11 protein-coding genes are annotated in these 12813 nt (G+C 74.6%); 9 read left to right on the top strand and 2 right to left on the bottom strand.

What is annotated here, in order from left to right:
* The first annotated feature begins 97 nt into the window (after positions 1 to 97).
* A complete protein-coding gene (locus tag ACFVUH_RS22940; protein WP_387915133.1) occupies positions 98 to 844 on the top strand; it encodes a TetR/AcrR family transcriptional regulator in 747 nt (248 codons plus the stop codon).
* Positions 845 to 1134: 290 nt separating this feature from the next.
* Here ACFVUH_RS22940 and ACFVUH_RS22935 read toward each other — a convergent pair whose 3' ends face one another.
* On the bottom strand, positions 1135 to 2046 hold the full coding sequence (locus ACFVUH_RS22935) for an alpha/beta fold hydrolase (protein ID WP_387915132.1): 912 nt from the start codon (positions 2044 to 2046) through the stop codon (positions 1135 to 1137).
* A 132-nt stretch (positions 2047 to 2178) separates the two neighbouring features.
* Between ACFVUH_RS22935 and ACFVUH_RS22930 the strand changes: the two genes are divergently transcribed.
* Both ACFVUH_RS22930 and ACFVUH_RS22925 read left to right on the top strand, forming a co-directional pair.
* A complete protein-coding gene (locus ACFVUH_RS22930; RefSeq protein WP_355369023.1) occupies positions 2179 to 2613 on the top strand; it encodes a MarR family transcriptional regulator in 435 nt (144 codons plus the stop codon).
* Positions 2614 to 2745: 132 nt separating this feature from the next.
* Entirely contained in the window at positions 2746 to 3579 is an 834-nt protein-coding gene (locus ACFVUH_RS22925; protein ID WP_387915131.1) for an SDR family NAD(P)-dependent oxidoreductase, read from the top strand.
* A gap of 19 nt (positions 3580 to 3598) precedes the next feature.
* Here ACFVUH_RS22925 and ACFVUH_RS22920 read toward each other — a convergent pair whose 3' ends face one another.
* Positions 3599 to 4627: a hypothetical protein gene (locus ACFVUH_RS22920; protein WP_387915130.1), complete on the bottom strand. Its 1029-nt coding sequence runs from the start codon at positions 4625 to 4627 to the stop codon at positions 3599 to 3601.
* Between the two features lie 263 nt (positions 4628 to 4890).
* Here ACFVUH_RS22920 and ACFVUH_RS22915 point away from each other — a divergent pair, with 263 nt between their 5' ends.
* The 6 genes from ACFVUH_RS22915 (at position 4891) to ACFVUH_RS22890 (ending at position 12800) form a co-directional block, all read left to right on the top strand.
* The gene (locus tag ACFVUH_RS22915; RefSeq protein WP_387915129.1) at positions 4891 to 6477 is read left to right on the top strand and encodes a DUF3604 domain-containing protein; all 1587 of its coding nucleotides are present in this window, start codon (positions 4891 to 4893) and stop codon (positions 6475 to 6477) included.
* Positions 6478 to 6556: 79 nt separating this feature from the next.
* A complete protein-coding gene (locus ACFVUH_RS22910) occupies positions 6557 to 7360 on the top strand; it encodes a polysaccharide lyase (protein ID WP_387915128.1) in 804 nt (267 codons plus the stop codon).
* A gap of 57 nt (positions 7361 to 7417) precedes the next feature.
* Entirely contained in the window at positions 7418 to 8983 is a 1566-nt protein-coding gene (locus ACFVUH_RS22905; protein ID WP_355368906.1) for an ABC transporter substrate-binding protein, read from the top strand.
* A 114-nt stretch (positions 8984 to 9097) separates the two neighbouring features.
* A complete protein-coding gene (locus tag ACFVUH_RS22900; protein WP_387915127.1) occupies positions 9098 to 10057 on the top strand; it encodes an ABC transporter permease in 960 nt (319 codons plus the stop codon).
* Positions 10054 to 10908, top strand: coding sequence for an ABC transporter permease subunit (locus ACFVUH_RS22895; RefSeq protein WP_355368902.1), 855 nt, complete (start codon positions 10054 to 10056; stop codon positions 10906 to 10908). The genes ACFVUH_RS22900 and ACFVUH_RS22895 overlap by 4 nt, the downstream gene beginning before the upstream one ends.
* Positions 10905 to 12800, top strand: coding sequence for a dipeptide ABC transporter ATP-binding protein (locus tag ACFVUH_RS22890; RefSeq protein WP_387915126.1), 1896 nt, complete (start codon positions 10905 to 10907; stop codon positions 12798 to 12800). Before ACFVUH_RS22895 ends, ACFVUH_RS22890 begins: the two co-directional genes overlap by 4 nt.
* The last annotated feature ends 13 nt before the right edge of the window (positions 12801 to 12813 follow it).

Below are 12813 nucleotides of genomic sequence, written 5' to 3'. Positions count from 1 at the left end.
GGTGCGAACGTTGTTCGCGTAAGGTAAGCCTTACTTATTGAGTGGTGCAAGTGTCCAGGTCGGAGGCGGATTGGCGCAGGCATGGCAGGATGGCGGCGTGTCAGAACGGAGCAGCCGGCCGGGCGTCGGCGAGGACGAGGCGAACGGGGCGGACGGGGCGGCCGGGCCGGTCGGCCCGGAGCCGCCGGAGGCCGGGCGCGGCAAGTACGGCCGCAAGCGGCCCCGCCCCGGGCTGACCACGGCCGGGGTGGTCGCCGCCGGGCGCCGGGTGATCGAGCGCGACGGCATCGACGTGCTCACCATGCGGGCCGTCGCCACCGAGCTCGGCACGGCGCCCGCGTCGCTGTACCGGCACGTGACCGACCGGGAAGCGCTGCTGATCGCCGTCCTGGAGCAGATCGCGGAGGGCATGCCGGTCGACGTCCCGGGCGCGGGGCCGCAGGAGCGGCTGCTGCGCCGACTGCTCGGTGCCCACGACTACCTGGCCGGCCACGCCTGGGTGGTGACCGTGCTGGTCCGGGGCGAGCTGGTCGCCCGGAACGCGCTGGCGTTCAACGACGCCTGTCTCGCCGATCTCATGGCCGCCGGGCTGTCGCCCGAGCGGGCGCTGACCGCGTTCCGCGCCTGCTGGCAGCTGGTCCTCGGAGAGTTGCTCTCCGAACACCCCGTCAGTCCGCCCCGCGAACCGAGTCAGCGGCGGACCGTCATCGAGTCCGCGGACCGCGAGCGTCTGCCCGCGCTGGGCCGGGTGCTGGTGGAGGTGGGCTTCGTGGGCGTGGGCGAGCGCTGCGGTGACCTGGAGGTGGCCCTCGGCGCACTGATCGCCGGGCTGGCGGGGCGTTAGGTCGCGTACCGGGTTGGGGCCCCGCACCCTCCGGAAGGAGTGTGCGGGGCCGGCGGGTCGGCGTGCCCCGGTCGGCGAATCGCCGGACGTGGTCGTCGCAGCCCTCGTGGACGCCGCCGTGCCACGAGCTGTCGTAGCGGGGGTGGACGGTCAGGGGCAGGTCGAGGCAGTAGCCGCACTTGTTTGGTGGCGAACTGGACCAGGGGCGGCCCGTCGATGGTGCGGGTCCGCTCCAGGTTCCACATCCGGTTGATTGCGCTGCCGAGAGGTTGCGGTGATCCAGGGCCCGGTCAGCGGCGGTCGGGGGCCAGGAAGGCGGTGAGGTGGCGGTTCAGCTCGTCGGGGTGGGCCGTCAGCAGGGTGTGGTGGGAGGCGCCGGGCACGACGGTGACGGTCGCGTCGGGCAGGGCCCGGCGGGCGTGGGCGGCCACCGTGTGGGCCTGGTGGGTGCGGCTGCGTTCGGCGAGCAGGACGAGGGTGGGGGCGGTCAGCGTGCGCAGTTCGGCCGCGCTCGGGCGGGGACCGGTGACCGGGCGGGCGGCGGGGAAGTCCGCGAAGCCGAGGGCGTAGAGCTCGCGCCAGGCCGGGTCGAGCCCGGTGCCACCGCTCTCCCGGTCGAGGTAGGCGCGGGCCTTGGCGGCGGTGCGCGGCGGCAGGAGGAGCGGCAGGACGCTCAGCAGGTAGCCGGGCCGGAAGCCGGTGAAGCACTGGGTCGGGTCGAGCAGGGCGAGCCGGCGGACCCGGGCGGGGGCGTGCAGGGCGTACCGCAGGGCGATCCATCCGCCGTACGAGTGGCCGGCCAGGTCGGCGGCGGGCACGCCCAGCCCGTCGAGCACGGCGTCGAGCCAGCCGAGCAGGTCGGGGAGGCCGCCGAGGCGGGGGCGGTCGAGGGTGCTGCGGCCCGGGTCGCCGACGAGGTCGACGGCGAGTACCCGGTGGCCGGCTCCGGCGAGGGCGGCGGCGGTGGCGGACCAGCAGGTGGCGGTGGCGCCGCCGCCGTGCAGCAGGACGAGCGGGTGGCCCTCGCGCGGACCGCAGGCGTTGACCCGGGTGGCGCCGTACGGGGTGGGGACGGTGAGCGTCTCGACCGGGAGCGGCCAGCGGGCGAGGGCTTCGTCGTAGGCGGCGAGGAAGGTGGCGAGGCGGGTGCCGGGGGGAACAGCGGGGGAGGGGTCGGGGCGGGCGGCAGGGTGTGCGGACATAGTCTTCCCCCAGGGTTCGAGGTACTCGGGGTTCGAGGTACTCACTCGGCGAGCATGTATCTCGCTCAGCGAGAGAATACGTCCAGGGAACCCCGGAGGGAAGGAGAAGCGGTGGAGCCGGAGCGGACGCCGATGCAGCTGGTCCATCTGCTGCGCGGGCTGACCGTCGAACTCGACCTGTTCGGGGCCGAGTTCGCCGCGCGGAACGGCCTGCACCCGACCGATCTGCGGGCGCTGATCCACCTGCTGGACGCCGCGCGGGCCGGGACGGTGGTCACGCCGGGGCGGCTCGGCGAGGCGCTGGGGCTGAACTCGGCCGGGACGACCGGGCTGGTCGACCGGCTGGAGCGGCTCGGGCTGATCCGGCGCGAGCGCGATCCGGGGGACCGGCGCAAGGTGCGGCTGCTGGTGGAAGAGCGTGCGATCGAACTCGGCCAGGGCTTCTTCGGCGGGCTGATCGCCGATCTGGTCGCCGCGATGGGGGTGTTCGGGGATGCGGAGCTCGCGGTGGCCCGGCGGTTCCTGACGACGATGACCGAGGTGGTGGCCGCGGCCCGGGCGGAGTGAGCGGGAGCGGCGGAAGGCCGCGCGCGGGTGGCCTCCTGATGCGGGACCGCGGGGGTTCCGGTCTGATGGATCCGCCGGGACGGGCCGTCCGCACCCGGCCGGCGACAGCAGACGACTCCCGGAGGTCCGGCGATGACCCCACCACCCGTACCACCCCCGGCCGGAGGCGACGCCGCCGTCCTGGGCCTGGCCGGACAGGCCGTCGTGGTCACCGGGGCCGGGCGCGGCATCGGGCTCGCGATCACCGAGGCGTTCCTCGCGGCCGGATGCCATGTCGTCGCGGGGTCCCGCAGCCGCACCGAGGCCCTCGACGCGCACGTGCGGCGGGGTGCTGACCTCACCGTCGTGGAGGTCGACCTCGCGACACCCGACGGCCCGGCCGCGCTGGTCGCCGAGGCCGTCGCGCGGCACGGCGGTGTCGACGTGCTGGTGAACAACGTCGGGGCGGTGCGCCCACGGGTGGACGGCTTCCCGAGCGTGACGGACCAGGACTGGGAGTGGACCCTGACCGTCAACCTGATGTCCGCGGTCCGCGCCACCCGGGCCGCGCTGCCGCACCTGGTCGCCTCCGGCGGGGGCCGGATCGTCACCGTCTCCTCGGTCAACGCCCGGCTGCCGGACCCGCTGGTCATCGACTACGGCGCCGCCAAGGCCGCGCTGACCAACTTCTGCAAGGCCCTGTCCAAGGAGGTGGGGCCGCACGGCGTGCGGGTGAACACGATCGGCCCCGGCCCGGTGGCGACGGCGCTGTGGCAGGGCGAGGACGGCGTCGCCGCCGCGGTCGGGCGGTCCCGTGGCGTCGACCCCGGCGACGTGGTCCGCGCCGCCGGGGCCCGGTCGGTGACCGGCCGCTTCACCCGTCCGTCGGAGGTGGCGGACCTCGTGGTCTTCCTGGCCGGTCCCGGCGCGGCGAACATCACGGGCGCCGACTTCGTCGTCGACGGGGGCCTCGTCGACAGCCTGTGACCCGCTGAGTGGCCAAGGCCTAGGGACGCAGGCCGGCGAACTCGTCGAGGACGGCGACCCGCAGCTCGTGGGCGCCGTCCGGGCGGGTCCACTCGTAGTACAGGTACCAGCGGCCCCGGGCCGCCACCACGTCGGCGTAGCGGACGTCCAGCCACGGGCCGTCCGGCGTCAGGCGCTGCCAGTGGCGCAGATCGGCGGAGGCGGCGAGCCCGCACCGCTCCTCGTAGTTGCCGTCCGCGTCGGCCGAGCCGTCGTAGAGCGCGAGCCAGCCGCCGGAGCCGTCGGGCAGTACGGCGGTGATCCGTGACTCGTAGGCATCCCAGGCGCCGGCCGGGCCGACGTCGAGGACCTCGGCGGCCCGGCCGGGCGGGGCGGTGAACCGCAGGCCGTCGGGGGAGTCGGCGAGCGCGGTGGGCTGGACGGTCAGGCCGGTGGTGTGGATGTCGGCGGTGGCGTGGGCGCGGGCGCGTTCCCCGGCGGTGAAGGCGCGGGACCGCGAGACGGTCGCGAACAGCCGGACGCCGCCGTCGTGTTCGAGCAGGTACGGGTCCTTGACGCCCTCGGTGTCGGTGCCGGCGGCGGTGAGGACCGGGGTGCGGGTGGCGAGGTCGAAGGATTCGGGGGTGTCGGCGCGCAGCGCGTCGATCCGCCAGCGCCGGTCGACGGGGTCGACGTAGCTGAGGTGGAGCAGGTAGTCGTCGTCTCGGCGGAGCAGGGCGAAGCGCTCCATCGAGGGCGAGCCGAGGTCGGCGCGTTCCACGGACCAGAGGTCGCGGAACTCCACGCCGTCCCGGCTCTCGGCCACGGCGCAGCGCCAGCCCCGGTCCTGGTCGGCGGCCCCGCCTGCTCCGCCCGAACCGCCCGAACCGCCCGAACCGCCCGCGCCGCGCGGGCGGCGTTCGCGGTAGGTGAGCAGGAAGCGGTCGTGGTCGGGCTCGTAGCGCACGCTCGGGCAGCCCGCCCAGTAGCCGGGCTCGGGGCGTTCGGGCGCGCGGACCAGGGCGGAGCCGGAGAGGTCGGGCGCGGTGGGCAGGGTGGTGATCGGCATCGTCGGGTTGTCGTCCTCACGGGGCGGTGGCAGGATGTCCGCCACTTTCTATCAGATCGATAGAAAGTGGCGGAGCCTCTTTCGGGTGATGGAGAGGGCGTCGGCCTGCACCGCAAGCGGCATGTCACATGGGGTGGCTCTGTGAATCACATGTTTCCCCATGTGGCGATCGGACGACGCCGCTCGGCCCGGCCTTGACCCTCCCTCGAAGATCGGGAAAGACTTCTTCTCAGAGTCGATCAAACAGAGGAAGCCCCGAACCGATGACAGCCCCCACCACCGACGCACCCGGCTACGGCGGTCTCGGCCTCTACGTCGGCGACCTCCACAACCACTGCGGGATCAGCTACGGCCACGGCTCCATCGAGGACGCCTACGCCAACGCCCGCCTCCAGCTCGACTTCGCCAGCGTCACCGGCCACGGCTGGTGGCACGACCTGCCGGAGCGCACCCCCGAGCTGGCCGGTCTGGTCGACTACCACACCGAGGGCTTCGCCCGCCTCGCCGACCGCTGGGAGCACGTCCAGGAGGTCACCGCCGCCGCCCACCAGGACGGGCGCTTCGTCACCTTCCAGTCCTTCGAGTGGCACAGCCTCGCGTACGGCGACCACTGCGTGTACTTCGACGGCCCGCGCGGCGAGATCATCCGCGCCGCCGACCTGGACGGGCTGCGCGCCCGGCTGCGCGCGCTCGCCGCCGAGGGCGTGCGGACCTGGGCGCTCCCGCACCACATCGGCTACGGCACCGGGCGGCGCGGCATCAACTGGGACGCGTACACCGAGGAGTTCGCCCCGGTGGTCGAGGTGATGTCGATGCACGGCTGCGCCGAGTCCGACGAGGCGCCGCGAAACTACCTGCACACCATGGGGCCGCGCGACACCGCCGGCACCGCCGTGCACGGGCTGCGGCTCGGCCACCGGTTCGGGCTGATCGGTTCCACCGACCACCACAGCGCCTTTCCCGGCAGTCACGGTCACGGCCGACTCGCCGTCTGGGCGCCCGAGTTGACCCGGGAAGCGGTCTGGGACGCCCTCCAGGCGCGCCGCACCTACGCGATCACCGGTGACCGCATCCTGCTCGCCGCCTCGGTCAACGGCGTGCCGATGGGCGGCGAGGCGCCGTCCGCCGACCGCCGCCGGATCCAGGTCACCGTGCGCGGCCGGGACGCCCTCGACCACGTCGAGGTGGTCCGCAACGGCGTGCCGATCCACCGCCTCTCCCGGCCCGAGATCCTCGCCACCGCGGGCGGGGAGAAGGGCTTCGACGGCACGCTCGGCTTCGCCGTCGGCTGGGGGCGGCGCGAGGAGGCAGTGCGCTGGGACGTCGTCCTGCGCGTCGAGGGCGGTGAACTGCTCGATGTCCAGACCCGGTTGCGCGGCTCGGAGACGGTGGCCCCGGCGGAGGCGGAGCCCGCGAGCTACCGGCCGCACGACTGGTGGCGCACCGGGCCGGGCGAGGTGCGGCTGCGGACCGTCACCGAGGGCAACCCGAACACCGCGACCGACGCCACCCAGGGCTTCTCGCTGGCCGTCTCCGGCGACGACCGGACCAGGCTGACGGCGCTCGTCAACGGCGTCGAAACCTCCTACAGCGTCGGCGAGTTGCGAGAGGGGCCGCGGACCGGCTTCATCGGCGGCTTCGTCTCGGGCGCCTACCGCTTCGACCGGGCGGTGCCCGGCCGCGAGCTCGCCGCCGACCTCGACCTGGTCGACGAACGGCCGGGCGGGGACGGCGACTTCTACCACGTACGGGTCCGGCAGCAGAACGACCAGTGGGCCTGGTCCAGCCCGGTCTGGGTGGGCCGCGCGGGGGCCGGCGGACCGGCGGCCTCCTGTCGACGGGCCGGCTGACGCCTGCCCACCGTCGTCGGCCGGCCGCCCCGGTCACCGCCCGCTGTTCCACCGACCCGTACCGATCGAGGAGTACCCCATGTCCGCCCTCACCTCCGCGCGCCGGGCCGCCGGCACCGTGCTGGCCGCCGCCCTGCTGACCGGCACCCTCGCCGCCCCGGCGGCCGTCGCGAACGGCACCGCCGCCGTCACGACGGCCGGCACCACGGCGGCCGGCACCGTGTTCGCCGACGACTTCGAGTCCGGCACCGTCTCCCACTGGACCCGCCAGCGCATCGACGGCAACGGCACCATCACCGTCACCGGCGCGCCCGCCGGAGGCTCCGGCCTCGCCGCCCGCTTCAGCGTCCCCAACGACGGCGTGTCCTACCGCTCCGAGGTGGCCGTGAACGCCCTCGGCTGGGGCAGCTACCGCTTCGCCCTCGCCGACTACCTGCCCGCCGACTGGGTGCAGACCTCCACCGAGACGATCGTCGCCCAGTGGCACGGCTACCCGCTCGCCGACGGCAGCGACACCAAGCCGCCCATCGCCCTCACCGTCAAGGACGGCAGCTGGCGCCTCAAGGTGCACTGGCTCACCGACCCGACCACCGTCGCCGAGGCGGTGATCCCGCTCGGCAGCGTCCAGTTCGGACACTGGAACCAGTGGGCGTTCGACGTCACCTGGTCCACCGACAGCACGCCCGGCTCGATCACGGTGTACCGCGACGGCGTGCAGGTCGGCGCGCACAGCGGGCTCAACAACTACCACCAGAACCAGGCCCCGTACTTCAAGACCGGGATCTACCGGGCGAACTGGAACCCGGCCAAGGGCATCCCGTACCCGACCGGCGGACCCGACGTGGTGCTCTACAGCGACAGCGTGGTCGTCACCCAGTACTGAGCCGGCCGCCCGGCCCGCGTCCCGCAGAACCCCCAACCACCAAGAGGTAGCAGCACCATGAGCGAAGCGGCCCGTCACCACGGCCTGCCCCGAAGAGGCTTCCTCGGCCTGAGCGCCGGAGCGGCCCTGCTGGCGGCGGGCTGCCGCTCGGCCACCGACCCGGACGCGGGCGCCGCCCCCGGCGGCACCGCCGCGGCGTCCGCGCCCGACCTGCAGATCGTCTACGGCAGCGCGCCGGACCCCACCCAGCTGCTCCACCGCGGCCCGGACACCCCGGCGTTCGTCAACCTCGTCCTGGACCGGCTGGTCGACCTCGACCCGGCGACCCTCCAACCGGTGCCCTGGCTGGCCACCTCCTGGGAGTGGAGCGCCGACCGGCTGAAGCTGGTGCTCAAGCTGCGCGAGGACGTCACCTTCCACGACGGGCGCGCGCTGGAGGCCGACGACGTCGTCTTCTCGCTGGTCGGCGCCACCAAGACCTCCCAGGTCAAGCCGCTGCTGGAGCGCCTCGCCGATGTGAAGGCCAGCGCGAGGAACGAGGTCACCCTCACCCTCGCCAAGCCCACCAGCAACCTGTTCGACGCGCTCGCCTTCAACCCGGTGGTGGACGCGCGGACGTACGTCGAGGGCCGGGCGAGCGACACCGTCAACGGCACCGGACCCTTCACCTGGCAGTCGTTCAAGGGCGGCAACCAGCTCGACCTCGTGCGCAACGAACGCTACTGGCAGAGCGGGCGCCCGCGCTTCGAGCGGATCACCGTCCGGTCGGTGACGAGCAGTCAGGCGGCGCTCTCCGCCCTGCAGTCCGGGCAGGGGCACCTGATCGGAGCGGTCCCCGGGCGCGACCTCAAGGTGCTGGCGGGCAACCCCGGCTTCACGGTGCAGTCCGCCAAGGCCTCCTACCAGCAGGCGTTCCTCGGCGTGGTCGTCACCTCCAAGCCCTTCGACGACCTCCGGGTCCGCCAGGCGCTGCAGTACGCGGTGGACCGCGAGCGGATCGTCGACCAGGTCTACGGCGGCCACGCCGAGGCGAGCAGCCTGCCCTGGCCGTCCGCCACCCCCGGCGTCACCCCGGACCAGGTCACCCGCTACAAGCACGACCCGGAGAAGGCGCGCGGGCTGCTGCGCGAGGCCGGCGCGGAGGGCGCCCGGGTGCCGCTCACCGCCGCCAATTCGCCGGTGTTCAGCTCGCTCGTCGAACTGGTGAAGTACGACCTGGAGCAGGCCGGCTTCGGCGTCGACGTGCAGCTGCTGGACAACGCCGCCCTCCAGCCGAAGATCCAGCAGGGCACCCTGGAGGGCCTGTTCGTGGCCAACCACGGCATGGTCAGCGTCTCCCCGCTCAGCGGCATCACCGTCTCCGGGCCGCTGCAGGTCGGCCGGAACACCTCGCACGTCACCGACCCGGCCTACGCCGACCTCCAGGCCCGTGCCTTCGCCGCCGCCGACGAGCGGGCCCGGGCCGACGTCAACCACGAGCTGTCCGAGTACCTGCTCGCGCAGTCCTTCCACATCACCCTCGCGCACGCCTGGGAGACCTACGCCTTCGCCTCCTCGGTGCGGGAGGTGTCCACCAGCGCGCTGGGCTACCTGAAGCTGACCGACACCCGCCGGGACGCCTGAGCGCCGGCCGACCCGCTGCCGGCGCCGACCGCCGACCGCCGTCCCCGGACGACCCCCACCGCCCGGGGACGGTGACCCCCCCGCACGCCGCCCCGCCCACCCCCGGAGAACCCCGTGCCGTACTGGACCAGAAAGGCCGCCGGAGCCCTGGCCACCCTCTGGCTCGCCTCGGTGGCCGTCTTCCTGCTGCTCCGCCTGGCCCCCGGCGACCCGGTCTCCGCCGCGCTCGGCGCCGAGGCCGACCAGGAGCAGCGCGACCACCTCGGCCGCCAGCTCGGCGTGGACCGGCCGCTGCCCGTCCAGTACGTCACCTGGCTGGGCGGGCTGCTCCGCGGCGACCCCGGGCTCTCCTTCCACTACCGCGAACCGGTCACCCGGATGATCGGCCAGAGTCTCGGCTCCACCGTCCAACTCGCCATCGCCGCAGGCCTGCTGATGCTCGTGCTCGGCCTGTTGCTGGGCGCCGCGCTGGCCGCCGAGCGGCGCGGCCGGCTGGCCCGGGCGCTCGACCCGCTCACCACCGCCGTGCTCGCCCTGCCGGTGTACGTCACGGCGGTGCTGTTCGTCTTCGTCTTCGCCGTGCTGCTGCGCGTCCTGCCGGCCGGCGGCGAGCGGGACCTCTTCACCGCGCCGGACCTGTCCGTGCAGTACCTGGCGCTGCCCGCCGTCGCCCTCGCCCTGCCCGGCTCGGTGGTGCTCGCCCGGCTGCTCGCCACCGAGCTGCGGCGCACCCGGCAGGAGGAGTTCGTGCTCACCGCGATCGCCAAGGGCGCCCCGCCCCGGCGGATCCTGTTGCGGCACGTGCTGCCCAACAGTCTCGCGCCGTTCTGCGTCGAGTTCGGGCTCAACCTGGGGGAGCTGCTCGGCGGCGCCGTCGTCGCCGAGCAGCTGTTCGCCCGGCATGGCCTCGGACAGCTGCTGCTCGACGCGATCAACCAGCGGGACTACCCGGTCGCGCAGACCCTGATCATGCTCGCGGTCGCGGTGGCCGTCACCGTGCAGCTCGGCTCCGAGCTGCTGGTCGGCCGGCTGGACCCGCGGATCGCCCGCGCCGGCGCCGGGGAGGCCCGATGAGCACCACGACCGTTCTCGCCGCGATCCGTCGCCGCGCCCTGCCCTCCGCCGTGCCCGCCGTGCTGCGCGACCGGCGCGGGCGGACCGGCGCGGTGCTGGTCGCCCTGGTGGTGCTGCTCGGGCTGCTCGGCCCGCTGCTGCTCCCCGCCGACCCCTACCAGCAGGGCCGCGAGGCGCTGGCCGGACCGTCCTGGTCCCACCCGCTCGGCACCGACGAGGTCGGTCGTGATCTGCTGGCCCGGGCGCTGTACGGGGTCCGGATCGAGCTGCTGGTCTGCCTGCTGGCCGTCCCCGCCGCCGCCGTGCTCGGCACCCTGCTCGGGCTGCTCGGCGGCCTGAACCGGCTGCTCGGCGAGGTCGTCCAGCGCCTGTTCGACCTGCTGCTCGGCTTCCACGGGCTGCTGCTGGGCCTGGCGATCGCGCTGATCGTGCGCCCCGGCCTCGGCAGCGTCGTGGTGACCGTCGTGCTCAGCGCGCTGCCCGCCTTCGGCCGGCAGGCCCGCGCCGCCCTGCTCGCCCAGCTCGCCCGCGACCACGTGGTGGCCGCCCGGGTGCTCGGCGTGCCGAGGGCGCGCACGCTGCGCCGGTACGTGCTGCCCAACGTCACCGACGCCGCCACCGCGCTGCTGGCCGTGGCGATGGCGCACGCCGCCAAGATCGAGGGCGGCCTGAGCGTGCTCGGCTTCGGTATCCAGCCGCCCACCCCCTCGCTCGGCACGATGATCAACACCGGCAGCAAGTACCTCTTCCTGCACCCGGGTTACGCCCTCGCGCCGGTGCTGCTGCTGGGCCTGCTGGTCTTCGGACTGACCCTGCTCGCCGACTCGTTCAACCGGGAGAAGCTGCGGTGACCGCGCCGACGACGAACACCCCGACGGCCGCGACGGCCCCGACGGCCCCGACGAGCGCATCGCCGCTGCTGGAGGTGGCCGGGCTGCGCGTCGAGGCCGGACCCCACCAGGTGGTCCACGGCGTCGACTTCACCATCCGCCCCGGCGAGATCCTCGGCCTGGTCGGCGAGTCCGGATCCGGCAAGACGCTCACCGCGCTCGCCGTCAACCGGATGCTGCCGCCCGGCTGCCGGACCACCGCCGGCACCGTCCGCCTGGACGGCACCGACCTGCTCACCCTCCCCGGACCCGCCGTCCGCGCCGTCCGCGGCCGGCGGATCGGCATGGTCTTCCAGGACCCGCTCGCCTACCTCAACCCCCGGATGCCGATCGGCCGCCAGCTCGCCGAGGCCGCCCTGGTGCACGGCGCGAGCCGGACCGACGCCCGTGGCCGCGCGCTCGAACTCCTCGACCTGGTCGGCATCCCCGAGCCGGCCCGCCGCTACCGCGACCGCCCGCACGAGTTCTCCGGCGGCATGCGCCAGCGCGTGCTGATCGCCATGGCGATGGCCAACCGGCCCGACCTGCTGATCGCCGACGAACCCACCACCGCCCTCGACCCGACCACCCAGGCCGGCATCCTCGACCTGCTGGTCCGGCTCCGCGACGAGACCGGCACCGCCGTCCTGCTGATCACCCACGACCTCGGCGTGGTCGCCCGCAGCTGCGACACCGTCCAGGTCATGTACGCCGGCCGGATCGCCGAACGTGCCCCGGTCGAACGGCTGTTGGCGGCGCCGCGGCACCGCTACACGGCCGGACTGCTGGCCTCCGTGCCCCGGCTGGACGGCCCGCGTGGGCTGCCGCTCGCCGTGATCGGCGGCCGTCCGCCCGCCGCCGGGGAGCCGCTGCCGGGTTGCGCGTTCGCGCCGCGCTGCGCCGCCGCGGTGGAGCGGTGCGGGCAGGAGGCGCCCGAGTGGGCGACGGAGCCGGGGACGGGCGGGGAGCGCGGGTACGCCTGCCATGTGCCGGTGGCGCCGGGGGAGTCGGCCCCGGCCGCTCCCGAGGAACCCGAGGAGCCCAAGGAACCCAAGGAACCCGAGGAGCCCGCGGAGCCCGCGGTGTCCGCGAAGGCCGCGCCCGCCGCCGAGCCGGAGCCCGCCGCCGAACCGGTGCTGGTCGCCGAGAACCTCACCGTCCGCTACGGGCGCCGCCGCCGGGGCGCGCCCGCGCTCGACGGCGTCGGTCTGACCGCCGCGCCGGGCCGGGCCGTCGGGGTGATCGGCGAGTCCGGCTCCGGCAAGTCGACACTGGCCCGCGCCCTGCTCGGGCTGCTGCGCCCGAGCTCCGGCACCGTCCGGGTCGGCGGCCGTTCCTGGGAGGGGGCCACCGCGGCCGAGGAACGCGCGCTGCGCCGCCGGATCCAGTTCGTCTTCCAGGACCCGTACGCCTCGCTCAGCCCGCGGATGACCGTGCGCGAGGCACTCACCGAGCCGCTGCTCGCCCACGGGCTGCCACTCGGGCGCGTCGAGGAACTGGTCGGACTCGTCGGCCTTCCCGCCGAGTTGCTGGACGCCCTGCCGCACCGGCTGTCCGGCGGCCAGCGCCAGCGGGTGGCCATCGCCCGGGCGCTCGCCGTCGGACCGGAGGTCCTGGTGGCCGACGAGCCCACCTCGGCGCTGGACGTCTCGGTGCAGGCGCAGATCCTCAACCTGCTGCTCGACCTGCGCCACCGCACCGGCGTCGGCCTGGTGTTCATCTCGCACGACCTCGCGCTGGTCCGCCACCTCTGCGACGAGGTGCTGGTGATGCGGCACGGCCGGGTGGTCGAACAGGCCCCCGCCGAGCGGCTGTTCACCGCCCCCGAGCATCCGTACACCCGCGAGCTGCTCGCTGCCGCCGGGCAGCACTGAGCCCGATCCGACT

Origin of the sequence: Kitasatospora sp. NPDC058032, assembly GCF_042885845.1 — a bacterium.
Classification (GTDB): Bacteria; Actinomycetota; Actinomycetes; order Streptomycetales; family Streptomycetaceae; genus Kitasatospora.
Note: the sequence above shows the minus strand (reverse complement) of the source record. Positions and strands in the feature narration are given on the sequence as shown.

Bases quoted from the DNA above. Each gene is read 5' to 3' on its own strand.
- ACFVUH_RS22920 (WP_387915130.1), bottom strand. From the start codon at position 4,627: ATGCCGATCACCACCCTGCCCACCGCGCCCGACCTCTCCGGCTCCGCC.
- ACFVUH_RS22915 (WP_387915129.1), top strand. From the start codon at position 4,891: ATGACAGCCCCCACCACCGACGCACCCGGCTACGGCGGTCTCGGCCTC.
- ACFVUH_RS22935 (WP_387915132.1), bottom strand. From the start codon at position 2,046: ATGTCCGCACACCCTGCCGCCCGCCCCGACCCCTCCCCCGCTGTTCCC.
- ACFVUH_RS22930 (WP_355369023.1), top strand. From the start codon at position 2,179: ATGCAGCTGGTCCATCTGCTGCGCGGGCTGACCGTCGAACTCGACCTG.
- ACFVUH_RS22925 (WP_387915131.1), top strand. From the start codon at position 2,746: ATGACCCCACCACCCGTACCACCCCCGGCCGGAGGCGACGCCGCCGTC.
- ACFVUH_RS22895 (WP_355368902.1), top strand. From the start codon at position 10,054: ATGAGCACCACGACCGTTCTCGCCGCGATCCGTCGCCGCGCCCTGCCC.
- ACFVUH_RS22910 (WP_387915128.1), top strand. From the start codon at position 6,557: ATGTCCGCCCTCACCTCCGCGCGCCGGGCCGCCGGCACCGTGCTGGCC.
- ACFVUH_RS22905 (WP_355368906.1), top strand. From the start codon at position 7,418: ATGAGCGAAGCGGCCCGTCACCACGGCCTGCCCCGAAGAGGCTTCCTC.